Below are 26113 nucleotides of genomic sequence, written 5' to 3'. Positions count from 1 at the left end.
TCCACGAGCGAGGTCGGCGGGACCCTGGGTGGCCCCGCGGCCGACGGTGCGCAGGGCTACCGCGTGTGGGCCCTGCCCGGGCTGCCCGAGGTCCGTGCGGGCGACGACCTGGCGAAGGTCATCGCCGCGGCGGAACCCGGACTCGCCGACGGGGACGTGCTCCTCGTCACCTCGAAGATCGTGTCCAAGGCCGAGGGCCGTGTCGTCCGCGCGGACGACCGGGAGGCCGCCATCGACGCCGAGACCGTGCGGGTCGTCGCCCGGCGCGGGCCGCTCAGGATCGTCGAGAACCGTCAGGGCCTGGTGATGGCCGCCGCCGGGGTCGATGCCTCCAACACCCCGGCGGGGACCGTGCTGTTGCTGCCGGAGGACCCCGACGCGTCCGCACGGGCCGTACGGGAAGGGCTGCGGGACGCACTCGGCGTCGACATCGGCGTGATCGTCACGGACACCTTCGGGCGGCCGTGGCGCACCGGACTCACCGATGTCGCCATCGGGGCCGCGGGCGTACGGGTCCTGGACGACCTGCGCGGCGGCACGGACGCGCACGGCAATCCGCTGAGCGCGACCGTCGTCGCCACCGCCGACGAACTGGCCGCGGCCGGTGACCTGGTCAAGGGCAAGGCCGCCGGTCTGCCCGTCGCCGTCGTGCGCGGGCTGCCGCATCTGGTGGCCGGGGACGACGGCGAGGGCGCGCGGGCGATGGTGCGCGGCGCGCGCGACGACATGTTCCGCCTGGGCACCTCCGAGGCGGTACGGGAGGCGGTGACCCAGCGGCGCACGGTGCGGGCGTTCACCGAAGAGCCCGTCGACCCCGGTGCCGTACGGCGCGCGGTGGCCGCCGCCGTGACCGCGCCCGCCCCGCACCACACGACACCGTGGCGGTTCGTGCTCCTGGAGTCCGAGGAGTCGCGGACGCGGCTGCTGGACGCGATGCGGGAGGCGTGGATCGCCGATCTGCGGCGGGACGGGAAGACCGAGGAGTCGATCGCGCAGCGGATCCGGCGCGGGGACGTGCTGCGCAACGCGCCGTACCTCGTGGTGCCCTGCATGGTCATGGACGGCTCCCACACCTACGGCCACGCGCGGCGGGACACGGCCGAGCGGGAGATGTTCGTGGTCGCCACCGGCGCGGGCGTGCAGAACCTGCTGGTGGCGCTCGCCGGAGAGCGGCTGGGCTCGGCCTGGGTGTCGTCGACGATGTTCTGCCGCGACGTCGTACGCCAGGTACTGGGGCTGCCGGAGACCTGGGAGCCGATGGGCGCCGTGGCGGTCGGCCATCCGGCCGAGGAGCCGAGGCCCCGGCCGGATCGGGATCCGGGGGCGTTCATCGAGGTGCGGTGAGCGCGCGGAGCGCCGGGCGCGGGTCGCCGCGCCCGGCCGCGGGACGCGTGGTGCGGACGGTCACCCCCGCGCGGCCGTCGCGCGCTCTACTCTCTTAGGACACGTCTCTCCAAGGACACGTAAGACACACCAACCCCCCTCCCAGGACACGTCAGCCTCCAAGCCCTGCCTCCCTAGGACCCCTTCCGTGGCCGGACGCTTCCCTCTCCGCCCCACCCCCACGACCCTGCGCGGTGGGGATGTCGTCGTACCCACGGGTGTGCCACGGCAGGCCACGGCACCGGGCCGACGGCGGACCTGGGCCCCGCCCGGCCCGCTCGACCTCGGGCTGGTGCTGGGGCCGCTGCGGCGAGGACCCGCCGACCCCACGTTCCGGGCGACCCCGGACGGCTCGGTGTGGCGGGCCAGTCACACGCCTCAGGGGCCGGGCACCCTGCGCGTCGCGCTACGGCACGGGACCGCCGAGGCAGAGGCCTGGGGGCCCGGGGCGGACTGGCTGCTGGAGCACCTGCCCGAGCTGCTCGGCGCGTCGGACGACCCGGGCGCCTTCGAGCCACGGCACCGGCTGCTCGCGCTGACCTGGAAGCGGCGTCCCGGGCTGCGGCTGACGCGCACGGGCCTGGTGCTGGAGTCGCTGATCCCGTCGGTCCTGGAGCAGAAGGTCACCACGGACGAGGCGTACCGGGCGTGGCGGCTGCTGGTACGGAAGTTCGGAGAACCGGCGCCGGGTCCCGCGCCGGGACGGATGCATGTGATGCCGGCCCCGCGCACCTGGGCACTGATCCCGTCGTGGGAATGGCACCGCGCCGGTGTCGACGACAAACGGGCGTCGACGATCCTGCGGGCGGTGCGGCTCGCCGCGCGGCTGGAGCAGGCGACGGGGATGGAGCCGGCCGAGGCGCAGGCGCGGCTCGAGGTGGTGCCGGGGATCGGGCCGTGGACCTCAGCGGAGACCGTGCAGCGCAGTCATGGGGCGGCGGACTCGGTGACCGTCGGGGATCTGCATCTGCCGGGGATCGTGGGCTACGCCCTCGCGGGAGACCGGACCGCGGACGACGAGAGGATGCTGTCGTTGCTGGAGCCCTACGCGGGCCAGCGGCACCGGGCGGCGCGGCTGATCCTGCTGAGCGGCTCCGTGCCACCGCGCCGGGCCCCACGGATGCGGCGCGGGGACATCGGGCGGCTGTGAGGGAGTAGGAGGGAGTACGGCGTGGGGTGAAGGTGAGGACCGGGACGGCGCTCCCGATCCGCCCCGACCCTCACCTGGTTCTTACCTTCGGCCCCCGGCCGTGCCCCGCTCGCTCGTCCTCACTGGTCCGACGAGAAGCGCACCGCGCCCGCCGGGATCCGGGCGTCGCACCAGACCCGTACCCCCTCACGGAGTTCGTTGTCCGCGCCGACCACCGCGCCGTCGCCGACGACCGCGCCCGTGAGGACCGAGCGTTCGCCGATCCGGGAGCGCGCGCCGATCAGGGAGTCGGTGATGACCGCACCCGGTTCCACCACCGCGCCGGAGAGCAGCGTGCTGCCCGAGATCCGGGCGCCCTCCCCGACGAACGCGCCCTCGCCCACCACCGTGCCGCCCGTGAGCTTCGCGCCCGTGGCGACCGACGCCGTCGGCAGGATCAGGCGGTCGCCGCAGCGGCCGGGGACCGCGGGGGACGGGGCGCGGCCCAGGACCAGGTCCGCCGAGCCGCGCACGAAGGCGGCCGGAGTGCCCAGGTCGAGCCAGTACGTCGAGTCCACCATGCCCTGGAGATGGGCTCCGGCGGCCAACAGGTCGGGGAAGGTCTCCCGCTCCACCGAGACCGGGCGGCCCATCGGAATGGTGTCGATCAGCGAGCGGCGGAAGACGTACGCCCCGGCGTTGATCTGGTCGGTGACGATCTCCTCGGGGGTCTGCGGCTTCTCCAGGAACGCCGTGACCCGACCCGTCTCGTCGGTGGGGACCAGACCGTACGCCCTCGGATCCGACACCTTCGTCAGATGGAGGGAGACGTCCGCGCCCGTCGACTCGTGGGTGTGTACCAGGGCGCGGATGTCCAGGCCCGTGAGGATGTCGCCGTTGAAGATGAGCACCGGTTCGTCGGGGCCCGAGTGGAGGCGGCTCGCCACGTTGCGGATGGCGCCGCCCGTACCGAGCGGCTCCTCCTCCGTCACGTACTCCAGCCGGAGGCCGAAGGCCGACCCGTCGCCGAAGTACGGCTCGAACACCTCGGCGAGATAGGACGTGGCGAGCACGATGTGCTCGACTCCCGCCGCCCTGGCCCGCGCCAGCTGGTGCGTGAGGAACGGGACCCCGGCCGCCGGAACCATGGGCTTGGGGGTGTGCACCGTGAGCGGGCGTAGCCGGGTGCCTCTGCCGCCGACCAGGAGGATCGCTTCTGTCACCTGTCGTCTCTGCTTCCTGCCGGGACCGGCCGAACTGTCCATCGGCCGGCCAGTGTATGCAGACCGTGTTATGAGGACCGCTAAAGGCGTTATGAGGACCGTTAGAGGCGCCTTCGACGACAGTGGGGTGTCCTTCGACGGCTGTGTGGGGAAACGCCCCCGCACGCCTTCGTGCGGATGAACTCGTACGGCATGTGCGAGACGTCGTGCGGTGTCGTGCCGGTCACCGTACGACGTCACGCGGGCGGTCGCGTACGACGTCCCGCGACCGCCCCCCTCCTCAACGGCCCTGGTAGCGGGCCGCCTGGGAGCGGATCAGACCGAGTTCGCCGTAGAGCAGCCTTCCGGGGCACTCCGTGGCGAATCCGTCCCGATGGCCGGAGATCACGTTCAGTCGTACGTTCTCGCCCTTTGGGTAGAGATTGCCACCCCCGGACTCCAGATATGTCTTGGCGCGCGGATCCATGCCGAAGAGGCCGAGTTTCCATGCGGTGAGCCGGGCGAGGGCGTCCACCGCGGCGGTCGACGGGGCGGTGCTGGTATAGGTGCCGATGACGGCGATCCCCGTGGTGTCGCTGTTGAAACCGAGGGTGTGAGCGCCCATGACGGGCTTTTCCACTCCCCCGGCGCGGCCTTCGTAGATGTTTCCGCACTTGTCGACGAGGAAGTTGTAGCCGATGTCGCGCCAGCCGCTGCTCACCACGTGGTAGCGGTAGATACTGCGGATGACGGAAGGGGCCTGGGCGCAGGTGTAGTTGTTGCCCGAGGCGGTGTGGTGCACGAAGGCCGCCTTCACGGTGTCCGTGTAGAGGAAGCCCGGCTCACGCAGACCCTCGTCGGCACCCCAGCCGCTGCGCGAGACGATGCGCGGGCGCGGCGCGACGTACGGCTGCCGCGTGCGCTCCGTGGGCGTGTCCTTCCCGGGCGTCTTCCCCGGCTTCTGCGATTCCCCCGGGCCCTCCGGACCCTTCCAAGGTCCCGGGATCTCCCAGTCGTTGAGGGGAGCGAGACCGGCTTCGACGGCGGACGCGATCGCTTCCGCGCCGGTGCCCGCGGCCGGGTCCGGCGCGCTCAGGTCCGGGCGGTCCGGCTCCTCGGCGGGGCCCGCGGGATCGGCGGGGCCCCCGGGAACGGCGGGACCCGCGGGAGCGTCCTCCCCCTGCGCCCGGCCCGGGTCGACCAGTTCGACGTGGAGGCCGTCGGGGAGCTTCGGGGCGCGGGTCGCGCCGGATCCGGACTCGTCCGCGTGGACCGACACCTGCACGCCGTCCGAGGCGCCCACCCACAACGGCGCCGTCGATCCCCGCATCCGGCGCGAGCTGCCCTCCCCGGTGCCCGGGTCGGGGCCATGGTCCTGGTTCTGCGCCTCCAGTTCCTGCCAGCCGGACCACCGGCCCGTGCCGTTGGCCCGGGTGCGGATCCGGACGCGGCCGTGGAGTTGGGCGGCCGGGTCGTCCCAGACGACACCGACCAGTGAGAAGGAACGCACGGTCTGCGGGGCGAGTCCCCGCTCGGTCGCGGCCTCGGGGGCGCGCGAGCCGGTGAGGGGCGCGAGGGGGAACGACTGGGTGGTGCCGGGGACGGCCGGCCCGGCGGCCGGCCCGGCCGCCGTGGCCGGGGACGCCAGGGGCAGGGCGAGTACGGCGCAGCTGACACCGATCGAGGAAGCAAGGAATCCACGCATGACCACGATCTTGGACATAGTCAGACATATATGTCCATCAAGGAACTGACGGGTCGTCGGATCCGCTCGGCCGAACCGGTGGCCCGTCGCACATCCGCCGCGCCGCCGCCGGCCACCGCCCCCGCGTACGCTTGCGCGCGTGAACGCCACCGACCGCACCCCTACCGACCTGCTGCGTTCCGCGCTCGCCGCGGACCCCTCGCGCCCCCTGGTGACCTTCTACGACGACGCCACCGGCGAACGTGTCGAACTCTCCGTCACCACCGTCGCCAATTGGGTGGCCAAGACCGCCAACCTCCTTCAGGGCGACCTCGCCGCCGAGCCCGGCGACCGGGTCGCGCTGCTGCTGCCCGCTCACTGGCAGACGGCGGTGTGGCTGCTCGCGTGCGCGTCCGTGGGCGTCGTCGCGGACATCGGCGGCGACGCGTCGGCCGCGGATCTCGTCGTCAGCGGGCCCGACACGCTCGACGCGGCGCGCGCCTGCTCCGGGGAGCGCGTCGCCCTCGCCCTGCGCCCCCTCGGCGGCCGTTTCCCGCAGACCCCGGCCGGCTTCCTGGACTACGCGGCCGAAGTGCCGGGCCAGGGCGACCGCTTCCAGCCGTACGCGCCCGTCGATCCGCAGGCGCCGGCGCTGATCGCCGCCGGGGCGGAGTACACGGGCGCGGAGGTCGTGGAGCGGGCCCGCGCCGACGCGCCCGCCCTCGGCCTGACCGGGCCCGGCTCCCGACTGCTGTCCGGACTGCCGTACGACACATGGGAGGGTCTGAGCGCCGGACTGTACGCGCCCCTGGCCACGGACGGCTCGGTGGTGCTGTGCCGGCATCTGGACCGGCTCGGCGAGGACGCGCTCGCCCAGCGGATCGAGAGCGAACGCGTGTCGGCCACCGCCACCGCTCACTGAACGAATACGTGCCGGCCACCGCCACCGCCCGCTGAGCGGTCCACCCCGGTCCACCCGCCCGGCGAGCGCCCGCGAAAGCCCCGCGTCCGCACGGAAGGGCGCACCCCGCCCCGCCGGGGCGCATCCCCCGTTCGGACCAGCAACAGCCACCCCTTGACCCCGCCCCGGGCCATGATCGTAAGAGCTGCGACACGCTCGTACGAGCAAGGGGGTGCACCCGGCAGTGACGATCCACGGCACCGCAGGGCGGCCACCCCGTCGGCACCGGCGCTGGGTGCGCCGCTCCGCGCTCGGCCTCGCCGTGCTCGCGCTCGGGACCAGCGGGCTCGGATGGGCCGCGTACGAGAAGCTGAACTCGAACATCACCGCGGACAACGACGCGGCCTCCGAGCTGGCCCGCTACGAGAAGGAGCGGCCCACCGCGCTGGTGCACGGCGCGCAGAACATCCTGATCATCGGGTCCGACCGGCGGTCGGGCGCCGGCAACGACCGGTACGGGCGCGACTTGGGGACCGAGCGGTCCGACACCGCGATCCTGCTGCACCTCGCGTCGAACCGGCGCACCGCCACCTCCGTGTCCCTGCCCCGGGACCTCATGGTGGACGTGCCGGACTGCCGGCAGCCGGACGGCAGCCGTACCCGGCCCGTGTTCACGATGTTCAACCACGCCTTCGCCACGGGCGGTTCCGCATGCACGGTGCGCACCGTGGAGAAGCTGACGAACATCCGGATCGACCACTTCATGGTCGTCGACTTCAACGGCTTCAAAGAGATGGTCGACGCCCTCCACGGTGTCACGGTGTGCCTGAAGAAGCCGATCGACGACAAGGACGCCCGGCTGAAGCTGCCCGCGGGCAGGGTGACGCTCGACGGCGAACAGGCACTCGGATATGTACGGGCCCGCAAGAGCCTGGGCAACGGCAGCGACACCGAGCGGATGGAACGCCAGCAGCTCTTCCTCGGCGCGCTGGTCGGCAAGGTGCGCCGCAACGACGTCCTGCTGAACCCGGTGACCCTGTATCCGGTGCTGGACGCGGCCACCTCAGCCCTGACCACGGATCCGTCCCTGGCGAGTCTGCGCGAGCTCTATCAGCTTGTGAGAGGGCTGCGAAACCTCAGCGCGGAGCATGTGCAGTTCCTGACCGTGCCACGCACCCCCTACCCGGGCGACGCCAATCGCGACCAACTCGTGCAGCCCCAGGCACGGAATCTCTTCGCGCGGCTGCGCGCGGACCAGCCCGTCGAGGTCACCAAGGAAGTTCCGGCCGATTCGCCCGGAAAAACGAACGGCAAGGCAGGCGGTTTCGGTGACGGCCCGGAGTCGTACGACAACGGAATGTCCGGTGGAAAGACGCCTGTTGGCCCCGGTGTTCCGCGACGGAGTCCCGAACCCCCGCCCACTTTCCGCGGGAACACGGCCGCACAGGACGCGTGCGGGTAAAGTGCGGCCCAAGGCGGGAACGCGTGGGCTAAGAACTCTCCGAGAATTAGGGCGGATTGCCCGGTTGTAGGGGAGTGGAATTTGTCACCGCCGTCGCTGAACGCTCAACTGGGCGGATAGTGTGAGCGACCTGGTGCCATACCCACGAGGTCCGTCCTGGGTCGCGCACCGACTGAAGAGACCCGAGCGCCTCGAGGGGAAGGCGCCGCGTGGCCCCGACGGAGGATTCTGACAACCGTGGACGCGCAAGGCCGTGGGCGGGCGGACAACATCGACCCCGCAGACCAATGGGTACTCAACCCGAGCACCGGCGAATACGAACTGCGACTGGCCCCTTCCGCACCGCAGTCGGCCGTACCGAGACCCCGCCGGGGCACTCCCCCGCCGGGTACCCAGGGAGGCACCCGTACCGCGCCCGGATCCCGGGGGCCGGCTCCGAGCACGGCGCCCCCGGACACCGTGCCGGGACCCCGGCGGCGCCGAGGGACCCCCGAGGAGCCGCCCCCGGGCCGGCGCCGTGGGCGTACGAAGCCCAAGAAGGGCAAGGCGAAGAAGGTGCTGCTGTGGACCGGCGGCAGCATGGCCTTCGTGCTGGTCGCGGTCTCCGCGGCGGGTTACCTCTACATCAAGCACCTCAACGACAACATCACCTCCGTGTCGGACGACGGCGCGAGCACCGGCGGCTTCCAGAAGGACAAGGCGATCAACATCCTGTTGATCGGCACCGACAAGCGCACCGGTAAGGGAAACACGGGATACGGCGACGCCGGCAGCGTCGGGCACGCCGACACCAACATCCTTCTGCACGTCTCCAAGGACCGCTCGAACGCGACCGCCCTGAGCATCCCCCGTGACCTGATCGTCGACGTCCCGGACTGCCCGACGAAGCAGGCCGACGGCACCACGAAGGTCATCCCCGGCACGAAGGGCGTGCGCTTCAACACGAGCCTCGGCCAGGACGACCGCACACCGAGCTGCACCATGCGCACGGTCACCGAGCTCACCGGCATCACCCCGGACGACTTCATGGTCGCCGACTTCAACGCGGTCAAGACGCTGACGTCGGCCGTCGGCGGCGTCGACGTGTGTCTGGGCAAGGACATACACGACCCGGACTCCCACCTCAATCTGCAGAAGGGCATCCGCCACATCGAGGGCGAGACGGCACTGGCCTTCGTACGGACCCGGCACGCCGTGGGCTTCGGCGGTGACCTGAGCCGGATCCAGTTGCAGCAGCAGTTCCTCAGCGCGCTGATGCGCAAGCTGAAGTCGAACTCCACGCTCAGCGATCCCACGAAGATGCTGGACGTGGCGGAGGCGGCCACCAAGGCGCTGACGGTCGACTCGAAGATCGACAGCATCGGCAAGCTGAAGGACCTGGGTCTGGAGCTGGGCAAGCTCAACCCCAAGAACCTGACGTTCACGACGGTGCCGGTCCTCGACAACCCCGCGGACGGCGTGGTCAAGAAGACGGTCATCCTCAACCCCAGCAAGGCACCTCAGGTCTTCGAGGCGGTCAGGGCGGACGTCTCCTTCACCGACGTCCAGAAGAAGCAGAAGGCCACCGAGGACGCCCGGCTGAAGGGCTCCCGCTCGGCCGCCTCCGACATCCGCGTCGACATCTACAACGGCGGCGCCGCGGGCGGCAGCGCACAGGAAACGCTCAACTGGCTGCAGAACACCGAGGGCGTGACCAAGTCCAGCCAGCTCGGCAACGCGGGCGTCAAGCTCGACAAGACGACCCTCGAGTACGCCCCCGACCAGGCCGACCAGGCGCGCAAGCTGGCGGACCTCATGGGCCTGCCCGCGTCGGCGCTGAAGCCGGGCAAGAGCGAGAAGAACGCCCAGGGGCTGCCCGCGATGGTGCTGACCCTCGGCAAGGACTTCAAGGGTGCCGGGGTGCCGCTGACGGCCCCGACCAAGGCGCCTGCCGTCGACTCCAAGTCCACCGCGGACAAGGTCCAGTGCGCCAAGTGACCTGAGCGGCCCGCCGCGCGTCTTACACCGCGCAAGACCTGCCCCACGGAGTACATCCCGTGGGGCGGGTCAAGCGTCCAACTGGGCGCGGGATACATCTGCGGGGCGCGACGGGCGTCCCGCCCACGACGAAGGTCCCGGGAGCGGCGCGATCATCCGGCTCCGGACTCCGGGACGGGCCCGCTTGCCGGGCGCAGGGTGGGGAGGCAGGGACTTGGTGCAGAGCAAGGTGCGGGGGAAGGGGGCGCGACCACGTGTCCGGGACGCCGACGAACTGGGCTGGGACGAGAGTCTGTACGACGCGAAAGGCGACGGTGCCCAGGACGGCGAGGACACTCCGCCGACCGAACCGCGCGGCGGGGGCCCGGCCGACGGCTCGGGCGGGCACGGCGGCACCGACGAGCAACGCCCGCGCCGCAGACGCCGCGCCCTGCGCTGGTCGGCGACGATCCTGGCGGTCGTCATACTCGGCACCGCCGGGGCGGGATACCTCTACTACCAGCACCTGAACAACAACCTGAAGAAGGACGACCTCAACATCGGCGACGCCAAGGACCGGGCGGTCGCGCCGAAGCCGAACGCGGCGGGCCAGACCCCGCTGAACATCCTTCTTCTCGGGTCGGACGCCCGTGACACCAAGGAGAACCAGCAGCTCGGCGGCGCCAAGGACACCTTCGGGTCGGCGCCTCGCGCGGACGTACAGATCCTGCTGCACGTCTCCGCCGACCGCACCAACATGTCGGTGGTCAGCATGCCGCGCGACACCCTGCTGTCCATCCCCAAGTGCACCGACTCCAAAGGGCATGTCTACCCGGCGTCGCAGCAGTGGATCACGAACGACTCACTGGGCCGCGGCGGCCCCGGCTGCACCGTCGCCACCTGGGAGAAGCTCACCAGCATCCATATCGACCACTTCATCATGGTCGACTTCTCGGGTGTGGTCTCGATGGCCGACGCGATCGGCGGCGTCCCCGTCTGCGTCGACAAGAACATCTACTCGCACACCTCCTCCGGCCACGGCTCGGGCCTGAAGCTGAAGGCGGGCACCACCTACGTCAAGGGCACGCAGGCCCTGCAGTGGCTGCGCACCCGCTACGGGTTCGAGGACGGCAGCGATATCGCCCGCACCAAGGCCCAGCACCAGTACATGAGCGCGATGGTCCGCGAGCTGCGCGACAACGCCACACTGAGCAACCCCGACAAGCTGCGCAAACTAGCCGAGACGGCCACCCAGGCGCTCACCGTCGACAAGGGCCTCGGCACGGTCGCGAAACTCTACGACCTGAGCGCCGAGTTGAAGAAGGTCCCCACCGACCGCATCACCATGACCACGATGCCGTACGAGTACGCAGGTGAGCGCGTGGTGCCCAAGCCGGGGGACGCGGACCAGCTGTTCCGCCTGGTGCGCGAGGACATCGCGCTGGACGGCAAGGGCACGAAGAAGAAGCCCGCGCCCGCGGCGACGACGGCCCCGACGGACAGCGACGACAAGATCGCGGTCCAGGTGCAGAACGGCACCGGCACCTCCACGCTCGCCCCGGCCCGCGGACGGGCGAGCACGGTGGCCCAGTTGCTCGCCGGCAAGGGCTTCGCCGAAGCCGGCGCGGACGGCTCGACGGTGCTCTCCGAGGACAAGACGGTGATCCGCTACCCGAGCGCGGATCTGAAGGGCGACGCCGAGCGGGTCGCCAAGGTCCTGGGCATCCCGGCGAGCTCGGTGGTGAAGTCCACGGACGTCTCCGGGGTCACCCTGGTCGTGGGCGCCGACTGGCGGTCGGGCACCGTGTACAAGGCGCCGAAGGAGGACGACAAGACCCCGACGTCGGCGAACATCCTCAACGGGGCGACGAAGCAGTGCATGACGGTGGATCCCCACTACACCTGGTGACCGTCGCCCCTGTCCGGTGACCGTGACGCGTCGGGCCCCTCTCCGCTGCGGAGAGGGGCCCGACGCGGTTGCCGATGTGCTCAGCGGGAGGCGAGGACCGCCGGCCGCCGGGACGCGATGACCCTCTTGGCCAGCGACTTCGGGCTGGTCAGAAAGCCCCAGCCCCACGACATGTGCATGGTCGCGAGGGCGACGGGAATCCGCAGCCGCGCGGGAAGCGGCAGGCCCTTGCCCGCGGGGACGGAGCCCAGGACGATCGCCGCGAGATAGCCGCCGGGGATCACAAAGGCCCAGGGGGTCAGCGCGGCGCCCGCCACGACACCGGCCACGATCGCGCACACCGCGGTCGGCGGGGCGAGATAGCGCAGGTTGATGGAGCCCTCGTGGTAGCGGGCGACGACGTGCCGCCAACGGCCGTAGTCCTTGTACTGCCTGGCCAGCGCCCGCACGCTCGGCCGGGGCCGGTAGGACACCTTCAGCTCCGGCGAGAACCAGATGAGGCCGCCCGCCTCGCGGATGCGGAAGTTGAGCTCCCAGTCCTGGGCGCGGATGAACTCCTCGTTGTAGCCGCCCTGCTGCTCCAGGGCCTCGCGCCGGAAGACACCGAGGTAGACCGTCTCCGCCGGACCGGCCTGGCCGCCGGTGTGGAAGGCGGCGTTGCCGACCCCGATCTTCGAGGTCATGGCCGCGGCGACGGCGTGCTCCCAGTCGTTCTCGCCCTCGGCGTGCATGATGCCGCCGACGTTCTGCGCCCCGGTCTCCTCAAGGAGGCGGACGGCGGTGGCGATGTAGTTCGGCGAGAGCATGCCGTGGCCGTCCACGCGCACCACGATCGGGTGGCGGGAGGCCTTGATCGCGGCGTTGAGCGCGGCCGGCGTCCGGCCGGTCGGGTTCGGCACGGTGTGCACACGCGGGTCCTCGCGGACCAACTCGGCCGCGATCTCGTCCGTGCGGTCCGTGGAGGGACCGAGGGCGATCACGACCTCCATCTCGCCGGCGTACTCCTGGGCGAGGATCGCTTGGACGGCTCCGCGCAGATGCCGTTCCTCGTTGAGCACCGGCATGATCACGGAAACGGCGGGGAGTCGCACGTCGGGATTGGCGTTCATAGGAGGCTCACGTTACCGCGAACGGGGGACACCGGTGCGCGCCGCCCGGGCGCCGCCCAGGGCCCCGGATCGTGTCGGCCTACGGTGCCCAGGGATGCCCCATCCAGCTCCGCGGAGGTCTCCCCCGTGCCCACCCCGACCCGCTCGCCCGCGCGCCCTCGGCCGGTCCGCCGCTCGCCCGCCCGGCGGCCGCCCGTCCGGCGGAGGAAGACCGGCTGGACCATGCGGGCGGTCACCGCGATCTCCGTGGTGGTGCTCGCCTCGGCCGGCATCGGGCACACGGTGATCACCAGCCTCGACGAGGGCATCGGCCGGGTCGACCCCTTCAAGGACATGAAGGACCGTCCCGAGGCGGGCCACGGGATGAACGTCCTGCTGGTGGGCACCGACGGCCGCGACAAGATCACGGAGAAGGAGCGGCACAGGTTCCGGCTCGGCGGCGCGCCCTGCCACTGCACCGACACGATCATGATCGTGCATCTCTCGGCGGACCGGAACCGGGCGACCGTGGTCAGCCTGCCGCGCGACTCCTACGCGGAGGTGCCCACGCACACCGCGCACACGACCGGGCGGCGGCACGAAACCCACCCGATCCGGCTGAACGCGGCGTACGCGGAGGGCGGCCCGAACCTGACCGTGCGCACGGTCGAGAACATGACCCGTCTGAAGATCGACCACTATCTGGAGGTCGACTTCATCAGCTTCATGAAGACCGTGGACGTGCTCGGCGGGGTCCGGGTGTGCACCCCGCAGCCGCTGAAGGATCCCTACACCGGGCTGAACCTGTCCCCCGGCACCCATGTTCTGGGCGGCGGTCAGGCCCTGCAGTACGTGCGCTCACGGCATGTCGACGGCGCCTCCGACCTGGGCCGGATGCAGCGGCAGCAGAAGTTCCTGGCGGCGCTGATCGACCAGGCGACCTCCTCCGGCCTGCTGCTGAACCCGCTGAGGTTCCGGGAGGTGGCCCGGGCGGCGCTCGGCTCGGTACGGGCGGACCCGGGCTTCGGCACGGACCAACTGCTCGACCTGGGCCGGGCGATGCGGAACTTCTCGCCGCGCTCGTCGGAGTTCACGACCGTGCCGATCGGGCAGATGACCTACGAGGTCAAGGGCCTCGGCTCGACGGTGAAGTGGGACGACGCGAAGGCGCGGGCGCTGTTCACATCCCTGCGCGACGACAGGCCGCTCGCCCCGACCCGGCCGCCGCACAAGAAGGGCCCCGCCGCGGTCGAGGTGGAGGTGGACCCCCGGCAGATCCAGGTCCAGGTGGAGAACGGGACGGCCACGGAGGGGCTCGGCAAGCGGGTGGACGACGGCCTCGCGGCCACCGGGTTCCGCACCACGCACCGGCCGGTGAGCGCGGCGGGCCAGGCGGCACCGCGCACGGTCGTCGTCTACGACCCGCGCTGGGACCGCTCGGCGAAGTCCCTCGCGGCGGCCCTGCCGGGCAGCGAGCTGCGCCCCACACCGGGGCAGGGGCCGACGCTGAAGGTGATCGCGGGGGCCGACTTCAAGGAGGTACGGCCGGTGCGGACGCCCCCGCCCCCGCCCGCGCCCGGGGCGGGCCCGACGGTGGTGACCGGGGACGAGGTGGTGTGTCCGTAGGAGCCGGACCGGCCGGACCCGCTCCGTAGGGGACGGACCGGCCGGACCCGCTCCGTAGGGGACGGACCGGTCGGACCCGAGGCGCGGTGGTCACGGGGCCTCACCGCGCAGCGGTCACCCTGGGCCCCCGGCCGTCACTCCTCGTAGCCCTGTGCCGTCCTCTGCTCCCGCAGTTCCTTGATCGCGCGGCGGCGCGCGAGCCGGTGGGTGCGGCGGATCTGGGCCTCCTGGTAGCGGCGGCGGTCCCGGTCCGTCTCCGCGACCACCGGCGGCACCGGCCGCGGCTTGCCGTCGGTGTCGACCCCGGCGAAGACCAGATACGCGGAGCCGACGTGGGTGGCCGGCGTGGACTCGTTCCAGCGCTCGGCCAGCACCCGCACCCCGACCTCCATGGATGTGCGGCCGGTCCAGTTGACCTGGGCCTTCACATGGACCAGGTCGCCGACCCTGACCGGCTCCAGGAAGACCATCTCGTCCATCGAGGCGGTGACGGCCGGGCCGCCGGAGTGCCGGCCGGCCACGGCGCCCGCCGCGTCGTCGACGAGTTTCATGATCACGCCGCCGTGCACCGTGCCCAGCAGGTTGGTGTCGTTGTGGGTCATGATGTGGCTGAGGGTGGTACGGGACGCGGAAGTGGGCTTCCCGGGTATGTCACCCGCTTTTTCGCCCGGAATTTCTGATTCCGGGGCGGGGGCCAGGTCTGTCATGCGGTCCACCTTATGCCGGGCGACAGCCGCGAAGACTTTGTGTCAGCTTCGCAACAGCCCTGACCCCGTTCCCCTCGGCCCCTTGTCGGGCCCATACCGGGACCCTGCACACTGGGGCGCATGAACGATTGGCCCGAGGCATGGTCCGACGACAACCGCGGCAACCGCTACGGACGCGGCAGCGGCAGCACGCAGCCCGAGAGCGCCCGCGTGATGCGCCAGGTCCGGCGCCAGCCGGGTGGCGCGGGCGGTCCTCAGGCCGCACCGCCGTACGGCGGGGTTCCCCAGCAGCCGACGTACGACCAGGGCTACGGCGGGTACGACAGTGACTACAACACCGGCCAGGTCTACGGCACCCCGGCCGGCGGCCCCCAGGGACCCGGCGGCTACGGCCCGGGGCCCGCGCGCCCGGCGCCGAACTGGCGCCGCCGGATCAAGTGGACCGCGATCACCCTGGTCACCTTGCTGGTGGTGACGTCGGTGGCCACGTACTTCTGGGCCGACTCCAAGCTCCACCGGGACGTCGACCTCTCCAAGGTCATCGACCGGCCGGCCGCGGGCAAGGGCACGAACTACCTGATCGTCGGCTCCGACAGCCGCGCGGGCATGTCGGACGACGAGAAGAAGAAGCTGCACACCGGGTCCGCCGAGGGCAAGCGGACGGACTCGATGATGATCCTGCACGTCGGCGACAGCGGCGACACACTGATATCGCTGCCCCGTGACTCGGATGTGGAGATACCCACCTACAAGGGCTCGACGTCCGGCAAGGTCTACCAGGGCACGGGCCGCCATGTGAAGCTGAACGCGGCCTACGCGGAGGACGGCCCCGAACTGCTGGTCCGCACCGTCGAGTACAACACCGGGCTGCACATCGACCACTACGTGGAGATCGGCTTCGCCGGCTTCGCGAACATCGTGGACGCGGTCGGCGGTGTCGAGATCAGCATCGACAAGGGCTTCAAGGACAAGTACTCGGGCGCCGACTTCAAGGCGGGCAAGCAGACGCTGAACGGCGAACAGGCCCTCGCCTTCGTCCGTACCCGGCACGCCTTCGCCGCCAGCGACCTGCAGCGCACCAAGAACCAGCAGAAGTTCCTCTCCGCGCTGGCGCACCAGGTCGCCACCCCGTCCACGATCCTCAACCCCTTCGCCTTCTACCCGACGATGAGCGCGGGCCTGGACTCCCTGACGGTCGACAAGGACATGAGCCTGTGGGACCTGGGGTCCATGTTCTGGGCGATGAAGGGGGTCAGCGGCGGCGACGGCACGTCGATGAACATGCCGGTCTCCGGCTCCACCGGCGGCAATCTGCTGTGGGACAAGTCCAAGGTCAAGACGCTGGTGGACGAGCTGAAGAACGACGAGAAGGTGACGGTCACGGGCAACTGAGCCGTCCGTCCACCGCGCAAGGGCCCCGCCGAGCGGTTCGGCGGGGCCCTTCGCGTTCCGGCGGGTCCGCCGGCCGCTGTGCCGCGGGTCAGCAGGCGCAGAGGCAGAACGGGTGCCCGGCGGGGTCCGCGTACACCCGGAAGGTGCGCGAGCGGTCCTCCGCGTCCAGCGGCCGGGCGCCCAGCGCGAGCACGCCCCGCTCCGCGGCGTCCAGGTCGTCGACCGCCAGGTCCAGATGGAACTGCTGCGAGTCGTCGGGCGACGGCCACTTCGGCGGGACGTGGCCGGGCGCCTCCTGGAACGCCAGCGACTGACCACCGGGCACCTTCAGGTCCACCCAGTCGCCGTTGTCCTCCACCGTGCCGCCCAGCACCTCGGCGTAGAAACCGGCGAGGGCGCGCGGGTCGGGGCAGTCCAGCACGACGACGTCGAGCTTGGCGAGCGCCATGACTTCCTCCTCGGAGTCCTGATCGTCAGTGTTACCTGTAGAGCCGGTCAACCGGTAACGGTGCCGGTTGCCCCATACTGACCGACAGGAGGTAACGTCGCAAGCGAAATACCGAGAGGTGGCGTCACGGACATGAGGGCACAGAGGTCACGGAGATGACGGACAGGGCCCCCGCTCCCGGCGGCCTCGCCCTGGTGGAGGGCCTGGTCAACACCCTGGACCTGGAGTCGGGCGAGGACCGCCTGGACACACCGGAAGGGCGCGCCGAGTTCGGCGTCACGAAGGCGGACCTGGCGGACGTACGCGAACTGCGGGAGTCGCTGCGCGCGGTCTGCCTGGCCCACGCGGGACATCCCCCGCACCGCGAGGTGACGCCCCTGGGCGCGCTGCTGGCGCGGGCACCGCTGCTGGTGGCCGTCGACGAGCGGGACGGCTCGGCGTCCCTCGCCCCCGCCGACCCGGGTGATCTGCCGTCCCGGGTGGCGGCCGCCGTCGCGGAGGCGCTCACCGCGGGCACCTGGCCGCGCCTCAAGGCCTGTGAACTGCCCGACTGCCACTGGGCGTACTACGACCGCAGCCCGGCCGGCAAGGGCCGCTGGTGCTCGATGTCGGTGTGCGGGGCGCGCGCGAAAATGCGGCGATACCGGGCGAAATAGCCGCGCGGTTCACAGGGTTGGGCACTCGCCGCTCACACGCCCGGGCTGTGGTGCAGAATGCACAGGACGCCGGTCCGGCCGACTGAGCCTCGGCCGGACCGGCGTCACCCTTCCTCTCGCTTCTTCCTGCCCCTCTTCAAGCGGTCGGGCGGCCCATCGCGCGGTACATCCACCCGGCGCGGCGCCACAGCTCGGGGTCGAGCGCGTTACGGCCGTCGAGGATCACCCGGGAGGTCGCCACCGCGCCCAGCTCGGCCGGATCCAACTCGCGGAACTCGCGCCACTCCGTCAGATGCAGCACGACATCGGCGCCCCGGACCGCCGCCAGGGCGGAGTCCGCGTACCCGAGCGTCGGGAAGATCCGCCGGGCGTTCTCCATGCCCTTGGGGTCGTAGACCGTGACCTGGCCGCCCTGGAGGTGTATCTGCCCGGCGACGTTCAGCGCCGGCGAGTCACGGACGTCGTCGGAGTCGGGCTTGAAGGTGGCGCCGAGCACCGCGACCCGCTTGCCGAGGAAGGAGCTGCCGCCCAGCGCCTCGCGCGCCATCTCGACCATCTGGCCGCGGCGGCGCATGTTGATGGAGTCGATCTCGCGCAGGAAGGTCAGCGCCTGGTCGGCGCCCAGTTCGCCCGCGCGCGCCATGAACGCCCGGATGTCCTTCGGCAGACAGCCGCCGCCGAAGCCGATACCGGCCCGCAGGAACTTCTTGCCGATCCGGTCGTCGTGCCCGATGGCCTCCGCGAGCTTGGCCACATCGCCGCCCGCGGCCTCGCACACCTCCGCCATCGCGTTGATGAAGGAGATCTTGGTGGCGAGGAAAGAGTTCGCGGAGGTCTTCACCAGCTCCGCGGTCGGGAAGTCGGTCACCACGAAGGGCGTGCCCTCGGTGACCGGGGTCGCGTACACCTCGCGCAGCAGCTTCTCCGCCCGCTCGCTGCGCACGCCGACCACGATCCGGTCGGGGTGCAGCGTGTCCTGGACGGCGAAGCCCTCCCGCAGGAACTCCGGGTTCCAGGCCAGCTCGGCGTCCCGGCCCGCGGGCGCGTGCTCGGCGAGACAGGCGGCCAGGCGGTCCGCGGAGCCGACCGGCACGGTGGACTTGCCGACGACGAGGGCGGGGCCCGTCAGATGCGGCGCGAGGGAGGCGACCGCGGCGTCGACGTACGACATGTCGCAGGCGTACTCGCCGTGCTTCTGCGGGGTGTTCACACAGATGAAGTGGATGTCGCCGAACGCGGCCACCTCGGCCCAGTCCATGGTGAACCGCAACCGCCCGGTGGCACCCTCGATGCCCGCGACATGCTTGCGGAGCAGTTCCTCCAGGCCCGGCTCGTACATGGGGACCTCGCCCCGCTGAAGCATCTCGATCTTCTCGGGAACGACATCGAGACCCAGCACCTCGAACCCCAGCTCGGCCATGGCCGCGGCGTGTGTGGCGCCGAGATAGCCGGTGCCGATCACGGTGATCTTCAGGCTCATGCGGTGCTCCAGGAAAAGCGGCGGTGAATCGGTGCCTGAGCATAGCCGGGCACCTCGGCGGGCAGGTTTCCCGCTGTCGCCAAGCTCACGTATCCCTCACGCGGGCGTACCCCTAAAATTTGGGTTACTTAACGGTAATTAGCGTCAGCACAGCCTCTTTGGAGCGTGAGAGACCTTGGCCGGATCGGCTGACTTCGACCTGTACCGCCCGTCCGAGGAGCACGACATGCTCCGCGACGCCATCCGCTCGCTGGCCGAGGCGAAGATCGCGCCGTACGCCGCCGCGGTGGACGAGGAGGCCCGCTTCCCGCAGGAGGCGCTGGACGCCCTTGTCGCGGGCGACCTGCACGCGGTGCACGTCCCCGAGGAGTACGGCGGCGCGGGCGCGGACGCGCTCGCCACGGTCATCGTGATCGAGGAGGTGGCCCGCGCGTGCGTGTCCTCCTCCCTCATCCCGGCCGTGAACAAGCTCGGTTCGCTGCCCGTGATCCTCTCCGGCTCCGAGGAGCTGAAGAAGAAGTACCTCGGCCCGCTGGCCAAGGGCGACGCGATGTTCTCGTACTGCCTGTCCGAGCCGGAGGCCGGCTCCGACGCGGCCGGTATGAAGACGCGGGCCGTGCGCGACGGCGACCACTGGGTGCTCAACGGCGTGAAGCGCTGGATCACCAACGCGGGCGTCTCCGAGTACTACACGGTCATGGCGGTGACCGACCCCGAGAAGCGCTCCAAGGGCATCTCCGCGTTCGTCGTCGAGAAGTCGGACGAGGGTGTCTCCTTCGGCGCCCCGGAGAAGAAGCTCGGCATCAAGGGCTCCCCCACCCGCGAGGTCTACTTCGACAACGTCCGCATCCCGGCGGACCGCATGATCGGCGAGGAGGGCACGGGCTTCGCGACCGCGATGAAGACGCTCGACCACACCCGCATCACCATCGCCGCCCAGGCCCTCGGTGTCGCCCAGGGCGCCTTCGACTACGCCAAGGGCTATGTCAAGGAGCGCAAGCAGTTCGGCAAGCCGATCGCCGACTTCCAGGGCGTCCAGTTCATGCTCGCCGACATGGCGATGAAGATCGAGGCGGCCCGCCAGCTCACCTACGCGGCGGCGGCCAAGTCCGAGCGGGGCGACAGCGACCTCACCTTCCAGGGCGCCGCCGCCAAGTGCTTCGCCTCGGACGTGGCGATGGAGGTCACCACGGACGCCGTCCAACTCCTCGGCGGTTACGGCTACACCCGTGACTACCCGGTCGAGCGCATGATGCGCGACGCCAAGATCACCCAGATTTATGAGGGCACGAACCAGGTCCAGCGGATCGTGATAGCGCGCAACCTGCCGTAGCGCGCGGCCCGTCGCGGCAATGCGCGGGGGTTCCGGGGCACCCTGCGGGGTGCCCCTTTTCCTCGTACGGCAGGGTAGGGACATGAGTGATCCGGCGATGCCGAAGCTGCCGTCCTTTCCGTACCATCCGGACCCCCTGGCCACCGGTTCGGTGGTCGCAGGGGACACGGAGTGCCTGTGCTGCGGGCTGCGGCGCGGCTATGTGTACATGGGGCCCGTCTACGCGGTGGCGGACATCCGCGCCGAGCTGTGCCCCTGGTGCATCGCCGACGGCAGCGCGGCGGAGCGGTTCGGGGCGCAGTTCACGGAGGTGACGGGCGAGGCGCCGAAGTCGGTGGTGCGTACCGTGGAACGGCGCACGCCGGGCTTCGCCGGCTGGCAGCAGGAGCGCTGGCTGACGCACTGCGGGGACGCGGCGGCGTATCTGGGCCGCGCGGGCGCCAAGGAGCTGGCGAACCACCCGGAGGCCGCACAGAGCCTGCGCGAGACGCTGGGCGAGACGTTCTTCGCGTCGCTGGACGCCGACGGCCAGCCCACCGCGTATCTGTTCCGCTGCCGCAGCTGCGCGCAGCACCTGGCCTACGCGGACTTCACCTGACGGACACGCAGGGGGCGCCGACCGCCGCGGCGCGCCCCTCGCCTCAGCCGTCCAGTTCCTCCAGCGTCGCGTTCGACGGGCCCCGGCGCCCCGTCAGGTCGCGGGCCACGTCCTCGGCCGCGCCCAGCACCCGTACGGAGTTCTGCCAGGTCAGCTTGGCCAGGTCGGAGGTCGACCAGCCGCGGTCCAGCAGCTCCGCGACCAGGTTCGGGTAGCCGGAGACATCACTCAGGCCGTCGGGGGTGAACGCGGTGCCGTCGTAGTCGCCGCCGATGCCGAGATGGTCGATGCCTGCCACCTCGCGCATATGGTCCAGGTGGTCGGCGACCGTCGCGACCGTGGCGATCGGGCGCGGGTTGCGCTCCTCGAAGGCGTGGTGCACCTTCATCGCCTCGGCGGTGGTGTCGAGGTGGTGGAAGCCGTGCGCCCGCATGTTGTCGTCCGCCGCCGCCGTCCAGTCGACGGCCGCCTGGAGGACGAACTTCGGCACGAACGTCACCATCGCCACACCGCCGTTGGCGGGGAGGCGTTCGAGGACGTCGTCGGGGATGTTGCGCGGGTGGTCGCACACCGCCCGGGCGGAGGAGTGCGAGAAGATCACCGGGGCGTCCGTCGCGTCCAGCGCGTCCCGCATGGTCGTCGCGGCGACGTGCGAGAGGTCGACGAGCATGCCGAGGCGGTTCATCTCGCGGACGACCTCGCGGCCGAACCGGGTGAGACCGCCGGCCACCGGCGCGTCGGTCGCCGAGTCCGCCCATGCCACGTTGTCGTTGTGGGTGAGCGTCATATAGCGCACGCCCAGCTCGTACAGCCCGCGCAGGGTGCCGAGGGAGTTGGCGATGGAGTGGCCGCCCTCCGCGCCCATCAGGGAGGCGATACGGCCCTCCGCACGCGCCGCCTCCATGTCGGCGGCCGTCAGCGCCGCACGCAGGTCCGCCGGATGACGGGCTATCAACTGACGTACGCAGTCGATCTGTTCGAGGGTCGCCGGGACCGCGTCGGGCAGATCGGCGCGGACGTACACCGACCAGTACTGCGCACCGACGCCGCCCTCGCGCAGCCGCGGGATGTCGGTGTGCAGATGGGCGTTCTGGTGCGTGGCGATGTCACGGGCGTCGAGGTCGTAGCGAACCTGTTCGCGCAGGGCCCAGGGCAGGTCGTTGTGTCCGTCGACGACCGGGAACGCGCGCAGGAGTTCCCGCGCCGCATCGAGAGAGCTGCTCACCGAGGTCACTTCCCCGAGCCGAAGCCGAACCCGGCGGCCGCGCCGTCGACCTTGGCGCGCAGCCGCTTGCCCTTCTCGGTGGCCTGGTCGTTCAGGTCGTGCTGGAAGTCCCGTACCTTGCCGAGGAGTTCCTCGTCGTGCGCGGCGAGGATACGGGCCGCGAGCAAACCGGCGTTGCGGGCGCCGCCCACCGAGACCGTGGCGACGGGCACGCCGGCCGGCATCTGCACGATCGACAGCAGCGAGTCCATGCCGTCGAGGTACTTCAGCGGGACGGGGACACCGATGACCGGCAGCGGGGTGACGGAGGCCAGCATGCCCGGCAGGTGGGCGGCACCGCCGGCGCCGGCGATGATCACCTTCAGACCGCGGTCCGCGGCGTGCTCGCCATAGGCGATCATCTCGCGCGGCATGCGGTGCGCTGAGACGACGTCGACCTCGTAGCCGATCTCGAACTCGTCTAGGGCCTTGGCGGCGGCCTCCATGACGGGCCAGTCGGAGTCCGACCCCATGACAATGCCTACGACCGGGCTCATTCTGTGATCGTCCCTCTCAGATAGCCGGCAGCGTGACGGGCGCGCTCCAGCACGTCGTCGAGGTCGTCGCCGTAGGTGTTGACATGGCCCACCTTACGACCCGGCTTCACGTCCTTGCCGTACATGTGGATCTTCAGCTGAGGGTCGCGGGCCATGCAGTGCAGGTAGGCGGAGTACATGTCGGGGTAGTCGCCGCCGAGCACGTTGACCATGACGGTCCACCTGGCGCGCGGGCGGGGGTCGCCGAGCGGGAGGTCGAGGACCGCCCGTACATGGTTGGCGAACTGCGAGGTGATCGCGCCGTCCTGGCTCCAGTGGCCGGAGTTGTGCGGGCGCATCGCCAGCTCGTTGACGAGGATGCGGCCGTCGCGGGTCTGGAACAGCTCGACGGCGAGGTGCCCGACGACACCGAGTTCCTTGGCGATCCTCAGGGCCAGTTCCTCGGCCTTGAGCGCCAGTTCCTCGTCGAGGCCGGGAGCGGGGGCGATCACGGTGTCACAGACCCCGTTGACCTGCTGCGACTCCACGACCGGGTAGGCCACGGCCTGGCCGTGCGGCGAGCGTACGACGTTGGCGGCCAGCTCCCGGACGAAGTCGACCTTCTCCTCGGCGAGGACGGGCACACCGGCGCGGAACGGATCGGCGGCCTCCTCGGCCGACCGTACGACCCACACGCCCTTGCCGTCGTAGCCGCCGCGGACGGTCTTCAGGACGACCGGGAAACCGTCGCCCTCCGCGGCGAACGCCGCCACGTCCGCCGGGTCGCTCACGATCCGGTGCCGGGGGCACGGCACCCCGATCGCGTCGAGCTTCGCCCGCATCACGCCCTTGTCCTGCGCGTGCACGAGCGCGTCCGGGCCGGGGCGCACGGGGATGCCGTCCGCCTCCAGGGCCCGCAGATGCTCGGTGGGCACATGCTCGTGATCGAACGTGATCACGTCGCAGCCCCGCGCGAAGGCACGCAGCGTGTCCAGGTCGCGGTAGTCGCCGATGACCACGTCATGGACGACTTGTGCCGCGGAGTCCTGGGGGGTGTCACTGAGGAGCTTGAACCTGATGCCGAGCGGGATGCCTGCCTCGTGTGTCATACGAGCGAGCTGGCCCCCGCCGACCATGCCGACTACCGGGAACGTCACGCCCCTAGGGTATCGGCCGCGCCACCGAGGCCGGATTCCGTCCCTCGCCGGGCTTTCTTTCCGTCCTCATGTACTCGTCCACGGGCGTCGTCGACGGCCGCTGGTTAGCATGGCGGGGTTGACAGTACGGCTCGCCGCGCCGTGCCGACCGGCCGATGCGACGGACCGATGCATCCGATCGGCGCATCCGATCGATGCGTCCGGCCGCTGTCAACGACCGATTCGACCGACCCGACGGGGGCTGGCAACACCATGGGCAGTGGTTCCACGGGCCTGCAGGACAAACCCCGAGGCGCGGTGCGCCGGCAGGTCGAGCAGCTGATGCGCGAGATCGCCAAGTTCGGGGCGGTCGGCGGGGCAGGACTGCTGGTCAACCTGCTGGTCTTCAACCTGGTGCGCAACGTCACCGGTCTGCAGGTGGTCCGGGCGAGTGTCATCGCCACGGTCGTCGCGATCGTCTTCAACTACATCGGGTTCCGCTACTTCACCTACCGGGACCGGGACAAGAACGGCCGCACTCGCGAGGTGGGGCTCTTCCTGCTGTTCAGCGCCGCGGGCCTGCTGATCGAGAACGGCGTGCTGTACGCGGCGACGTACGGGTTCGGCTGGGACAGCCCGCTGCAGAGCAACATCTTCAAGTTCCTCGGCATCGGCCTCGGCACCCTCTTCCGCTTCTGGTCGTACCGCTCGTGGGTCTTCCGGACGATGCCGGCCGGGGAGGCCGTGGCGGGCGCGGAGTCGATACTCGAGCAGGCGGAACAGGGCCGGCACCAGGACCAGCGCATCAACCGCTGACCCCGGGTCCGCTCTCCCCCCGCGGCGCTTCTACGGGCGCTGCGTTCCCTCGGGCCTCCCGGCTCACCTGACCATCGGCTCCGGTTCGTCGTCCGGCGGGGGCAGCCTGAGCGGGGTGCGGGACAGGAACAGGCCGAAGACCGGGGGCTTGGCCTGGAGCATCTCCAGGCGGCCGCCGTCGGCCTCCGCGAGGTCCCGGGCGACCGCGAGGCCGATGCCCGTGGAGTTGCGGCCGCTGATCGTGCGCTCGAAGATGCGGGAGCCCAGCTCCGGCGGGACGCCCGGCCCCTCGTCGGTGACCTCCACGACTGCCTGGTTGCCGGTGACGCGGGTGCGCAGCGCCACCGTGCCACCGCCGTGCATGAGCGAGTTCTCGATCAGGGCGGCCAGCACCTGAGCGACCGCGCCCGGTGTGCCCACGGCCCGCAGATGACGCTTGCCCGAGCTGACGATCGCCCGTCCCGCGCTGCGGTAGGCGGGGCGCCACTCGGCGAGCTGCTGCTGGATGACCTCGTCGAGGTCGAAGGAGACGGCGGAGCCGGTACGCGGGTCGCGGGCGTTCGTGAGCAGCCGTTCCACCACGTCCGTGAGCCGCTCCACCTGCGTCAGCGCGATGGTCGCCTCCTCTTTCACGGTGTCGGGGTCATCCGTGAGGGTGATCTCCTCCAGACGCATCGACAGGGCGGTGAGCGGCGTGCGCAGCTGGTGGGAGGCGTCGGCGGCGAGCCGTCGCTCGGCCGTCAGCATGCGCCCGATCCGCTCGGCGGAGGCGTCCAGGACATCGGCGACCCGGTCCAGCTCGGGGACGCTGTACCGCTTGTGGCGCGGGCGCGGATCGCCGGAGCCGAGGCGCTCCGCGGTCTCCGCGAGGTCGGTGAGCGGGGAGGCCAGGCGGTTGGCCTGGCGCACGGCGAGGAGGACCGCGGCGATGATCGCGAGCAGCGCCACCAGCGCGATGATCAGCAGCGTACGGCCGACCTCACGGGTGACGGCGGAGCGGGGCTCCTCGACCCGTACGCTCTCGCCCTGCTCGCCCTTGGCCGTGGAGTGGATGACGTCGCCGGCCGGTTTGGCGCCGACCTGGATGGGGGCCTGGCCGGGGATGTCGATGAGCGCGTATCGGTCCCCGGTGACCTGGGCCTTGAAGACCTCGCGGTTGACCTTCTCGTTGCCGAGGAGCCGGCTGTCCACGATGCTCGCGAGCCGCAGTGCCTCGGAGTCGACGCGTTCCTGAGCGCTGTTGCTGATCGTCCGGGTCTCGACGATCACGAGGGAGACACCGAAGACGGCGATCACGACGAGGACGACGGCGAGGGTGGACTGGATGAGACGACGACGCACGGGGCCCTCCGGGCGATGGCTTTACGACGACCAGTGTGCCCCGGGTACGCCCGCGCCCGGCCAGGGGCGGCGGCCTTCGACGGCCGAGCCGTGCCGTCGTACGGCCAGGCCGTCGTGGGTGCGGCC

22 protein-coding genes are annotated in these 26113 nt (G+C 71.1%); 12 read left to right on the top strand and 10 right to left on the bottom strand.

From position 1 onward, the window contains the following. Positions 1 to 24: 24 nt before the first annotated feature. Positions 25 to 1344 carry a coenzyme F420-0:L-glutamate ligase gene (locus AB0L95_RS06275; RefSeq protein WP_365157800.1) on the top strand — a complete coding sequence of 440 codons (1320 nt, stop codon included), beginning with the start codon at positions 25 to 27 and terminating at the stop codon, positions 1342 to 1344. Positions 1345 to 1531: 187 nt separating this feature from the next. Next, on the top strand, positions 1532 to 2533 hold the full coding sequence (locus tag AB0L95_RS06270; RefSeq protein ID WP_365157682.1) for a DNA-3-methyladenine glycosylase 2 family protein: 1002 nt from the start codon (positions 1532 to 1534) through the stop codon (positions 2531 to 2533). A gap of 119 nt (positions 2534 to 2652) precedes the next feature. On the opposite strand, the gene AB0L95_RS06265 is transcribed toward AB0L95_RS06270, so the two are convergent. Next, entirely contained in the window at positions 2653 to 3735 is a 1083-nt protein-coding gene (locus AB0L95_RS06265) for an NDP-sugar synthase (RefSeq protein ID WP_365157679.1), read from the bottom strand. Positions 3736 to 4015: 280 nt separating this feature from the next. Beyond that, positions 4016 to 5419, bottom strand: coding sequence for an N-acetylmuramoyl-L-alanine amidase (locus tag AB0L95_RS06260; RefSeq protein WP_365157676.1), 1404 nt, complete (start codon positions 5417 to 5419; stop codon positions 4016 to 4018). Between the two features lie 139 nt (positions 5420 to 5558). Between AB0L95_RS06260 and AB0L95_RS06255 the strand changes: the two genes are divergently transcribed. The 4 genes from AB0L95_RS06255 to AB0L95_RS06240 all read left to right on the top strand — a co-directional run bounded on the left by AB0L95_RS06255 (position 5559) and on the right by AB0L95_RS06240 (position 11626). Then, the gene (locus AB0L95_RS06255; RefSeq protein ID WP_365157673.1) at positions 5559 to 6320 is read left to right on the top strand and encodes a TIGR03089 family protein; all 762 of its coding nucleotides are present in this window, start codon (positions 5559 to 5561) and stop codon (positions 6318 to 6320) included. Positions 6321 to 6549: 229 nt separating this feature from the next. Continuing rightward, positions 6550 to 7761: an LCP family protein gene (locus AB0L95_RS06250; RefSeq protein WP_365157797.1), complete on the top strand. Its 1212-nt coding sequence runs from the start codon at positions 6550 to 6552 to the stop codon at positions 7759 to 7761. Between the two features lie 237 nt (positions 7762 to 7998). Further along, a complete protein-coding gene (locus AB0L95_RS06245) occupies positions 7999 to 9738 on the top strand; it encodes an LCP family protein (protein WP_365157670.1) in 1740 nt (579 codons plus the stop codon). A 214-nt stretch (positions 9739 to 9952) separates the two neighbouring features. Further along, on the top strand, positions 9953 to 11626 hold the full coding sequence (locus tag AB0L95_RS06240; RefSeq protein WP_365157667.1) for an LCP family protein: 1674 nt from the start codon (positions 9953 to 9955) through the stop codon (positions 11624 to 11626). Between the two features lie 80 nt (positions 11627 to 11706). Here the strand turns inward: AB0L95_RS06240 and AB0L95_RS06235 are convergent, their stop codons facing one another. After that, positions 11707 to 12735 carry a glycosyltransferase family 2 protein gene (locus AB0L95_RS06235; protein WP_365157664.1) on the bottom strand — a complete coding sequence of 343 codons (1029 nt, stop codon included), beginning with the start codon at positions 12733 to 12735 and terminating at the stop codon, positions 11707 to 11709. Positions 12736 to 12957: 222 nt separating this feature from the next. Between AB0L95_RS06235 and AB0L95_RS06230 the strand changes: the two genes are divergently transcribed. Beyond that, on the top strand, positions 12958 to 14340 hold the full coding sequence (locus tag AB0L95_RS06230) for an LCP family protein (protein WP_365157795.1): 1383 nt from the start codon (positions 12958 to 12960) through the stop codon (positions 14338 to 14340). A 134-nt stretch (positions 14341 to 14474) separates the two neighbouring features. Here AB0L95_RS06230 and AB0L95_RS06225 read toward each other — a convergent pair whose 3' ends face one another. Then, positions 14475 to 15047 carry an acyl-CoA thioesterase gene (locus AB0L95_RS06225; protein ID WP_365157662.1) on the bottom strand — a complete coding sequence of 191 codons (573 nt, stop codon included), beginning with the start codon at positions 15045 to 15047 and terminating at the stop codon, positions 14475 to 14477. A gap of 120 nt (positions 15048 to 15167) precedes the next feature. On the opposite strand from AB0L95_RS06225, the gene AB0L95_RS06220 reads away from it, so the two are divergent. After that, complete coding sequence (locus AB0L95_RS06220) at positions 15168 to 16439, top strand: LCP family protein (protein WP_365157659.1); 1272 nt, start codon at positions 15168 to 15170, stop codon at positions 16437 to 16439. A gap of 88 nt (positions 16440 to 16527) precedes the next feature. Here the strand turns inward: AB0L95_RS06220 and AB0L95_RS06215 are convergent, their stop codons facing one another. Further along, on the bottom strand, positions 16528 to 16887 hold the full coding sequence (locus AB0L95_RS06215; RefSeq protein WP_365157656.1) for a VOC family protein: 360 nt from the start codon (positions 16885 to 16887) through the stop codon (positions 16528 to 16530). 155 nt (positions 16888 to 17042) lie between these two features. Here AB0L95_RS06215 and AB0L95_RS06210 point away from each other — a divergent pair, with 155 nt between their 5' ends. Further along, on the top strand, positions 17043 to 17543 hold the full coding sequence (locus AB0L95_RS06210) for a CGNR zinc finger domain-containing protein (RefSeq protein WP_365157653.1): 501 nt from the start codon (positions 17043 to 17045) through the stop codon (positions 17541 to 17543). A 136-nt stretch (positions 17544 to 17679) separates the two neighbouring features. Here AB0L95_RS06210 and AB0L95_RS06205 read toward each other — a convergent pair whose 3' ends face one another. Beyond that, positions 17680 to 19023 (bottom strand): UDP-glucose/GDP-mannose dehydrogenase family protein, encoded by a 1344-nt coding sequence (locus AB0L95_RS06205; RefSeq protein WP_365157650.1) that lies wholly within the window; start codon positions 19021 to 19023, stop codon positions 17680 to 17682. Positions 19024 to 19198: 175 nt separating this feature from the next. Between AB0L95_RS06205 and AB0L95_RS06200 the strand changes: the two genes are divergently transcribed. Continuing rightward, positions 19199 to 20356: an acyl-CoA dehydrogenase gene (locus tag AB0L95_RS06200; protein WP_365157647.1), complete on the top strand. Its 1158-nt coding sequence runs from the start codon at positions 19199 to 19201 to the stop codon at positions 20354 to 20356. A gap of 82 nt (positions 20357 to 20438) precedes the next feature. Continuing rightward, the gene (locus AB0L95_RS06195) at positions 20439 to 20954 is read left to right on the top strand and encodes a CbrC family protein (RefSeq protein WP_365157644.1); all 516 of its coding nucleotides are present in this window, start codon (positions 20439 to 20441) and stop codon (positions 20952 to 20954) included. Between the two features lie 43 nt (positions 20955 to 20997). Here AB0L95_RS06195 and AB0L95_RS06190 read toward each other — a convergent pair whose 3' ends face one another. The 3 genes from AB0L95_RS06190 to AB0L95_RS06180 are packed head-to-tail and all read right to left on the bottom strand — an operon-like array spanning position 20998 to position 23851. Further along, positions 20998 to 22179 carry a dipeptidase gene (locus AB0L95_RS06190; RefSeq protein ID WP_365157641.1) on the bottom strand — a complete coding sequence of 394 codons (1182 nt, stop codon included), beginning with the start codon at positions 22177 to 22179 and terminating at the stop codon, positions 20998 to 21000. Positions 22180 to 22184: 5 nt separating this feature from the next. Then, a complete protein-coding gene (gene purE / locus AB0L95_RS06185) occupies positions 22185 to 22715 on the bottom strand; it encodes a 5-(carboxyamino)imidazole ribonucleotide mutase (protein ID WP_365157638.1) in 531 nt (176 codons plus the stop codon). After that, positions 22712 to 23851 carry a 5-(carboxyamino)imidazole ribonucleotide synthase gene (locus AB0L95_RS06180; protein WP_365157635.1) on the bottom strand — a complete coding sequence of 380 codons (1140 nt, stop codon included), beginning with the start codon at positions 23849 to 23851 and terminating at the stop codon, positions 22712 to 22714. The genes purE and AB0L95_RS06180 overlap by 4 nt, the downstream gene beginning before the upstream one ends. A gap of 252 nt (positions 23852 to 24103) precedes the next feature. On the opposite strand from AB0L95_RS06180, the gene AB0L95_RS06175 reads away from it, so the two are divergent. Next, positions 24104 to 24646: a GtrA family protein gene (locus AB0L95_RS06175; protein WP_365157632.1), complete on the top strand. Its 543-nt coding sequence runs from the start codon at positions 24104 to 24106 to the stop codon at positions 24644 to 24646. Between the two features lie 63 nt (positions 24647 to 24709). Here AB0L95_RS06175 and AB0L95_RS06170 read toward each other — a convergent pair whose 3' ends face one another. Then, positions 24710 to 25987, bottom strand: coding sequence for an ATP-binding protein (locus AB0L95_RS06170; RefSeq protein ID WP_365157630.1), 1278 nt, complete (start codon positions 25985 to 25987; stop codon positions 24710 to 24712). Positions 25988 to 26113: the final 126 nt, after the last annotated feature.

The organism is Streptomyces sp. NPDC052036 (assembly GCF_040680495.1).
Lineage (GTDB): Bacteria > Actinomycetota > Actinomycetes > Streptomycetales > Streptomycetaceae > Streptomyces.
This window is presented reverse-complemented; position numbering and strand designations above follow the sequence as displayed.

Coding starts and splice junctions, on each gene's coding strand:
- AB0L95_RS06260 (WP_365157676.1), bottom strand. CDS start 5,419: ATGCGTGGATTCCTTGCTTCCTCGATCGGTGTCAGCTGCGCCGTACTC.
- AB0L95_RS06235 (WP_365157664.1), bottom strand. CDS start 12,735: ATGAACGCCAATCCCGACGTGCGACTCCCCGCCGTTTCCGTGATCATG.
- AB0L95_RS06230 (WP_365157795.1), top strand. CDS start 12,958: ATGCGGGCGGTCACCGCGATCTCCGTGGTGGTGCTCGCCTCGGCCGGC.
- AB0L95_RS06225 (WP_365157662.1), bottom strand. CDS start 15,047: ATGACAGACCTGGCCCCCGCCCCGGAATCAGAAATTCCGGGCGAAAAA.
- AB0L95_RS06220 (WP_365157659.1), top strand. CDS start 15,168: ATGAACGATTGGCCCGAGGCATGGTCCGACGACAACCGCGGCAACCGC.
- AB0L95_RS06215 (WP_365157656.1), bottom strand. CDS start 16,887: ATGGCGCTCGCCAAGCTCGACGTCGTCGTGCTGGACTGCCCCGACCCG.
- AB0L95_RS06210 (WP_365157653.1), top strand. CDS start 17,043: ATGACGGACAGGGCCCCCGCTCCCGGCGGCCTCGCCCTGGTGGAGGGC.
- AB0L95_RS06205 (WP_365157650.1), bottom strand. CDS start 19,023: ATGAGCCTGAAGATCACCGTGATCGGCACCGGCTATCTCGGCGCCACA.
- AB0L95_RS06195 (WP_365157644.1), top strand. CDS start 20,439: ATGAGTGATCCGGCGATGCCGAAGCTGCCGTCCTTTCCGTACCATCCG.
- purE (WP_365157638.1), bottom strand. CDS start 22,715: ATGAGCCCGGTCGTAGGCATTGTCATGGGGTCGGACTCCGACTGGCCC.
- AB0L95_RS06175 (WP_365157632.1), top strand. CDS start 24,104: ATGGGCAGTGGTTCCACGGGCCTGCAGGACAAACCCCGAGGCGCGGTG.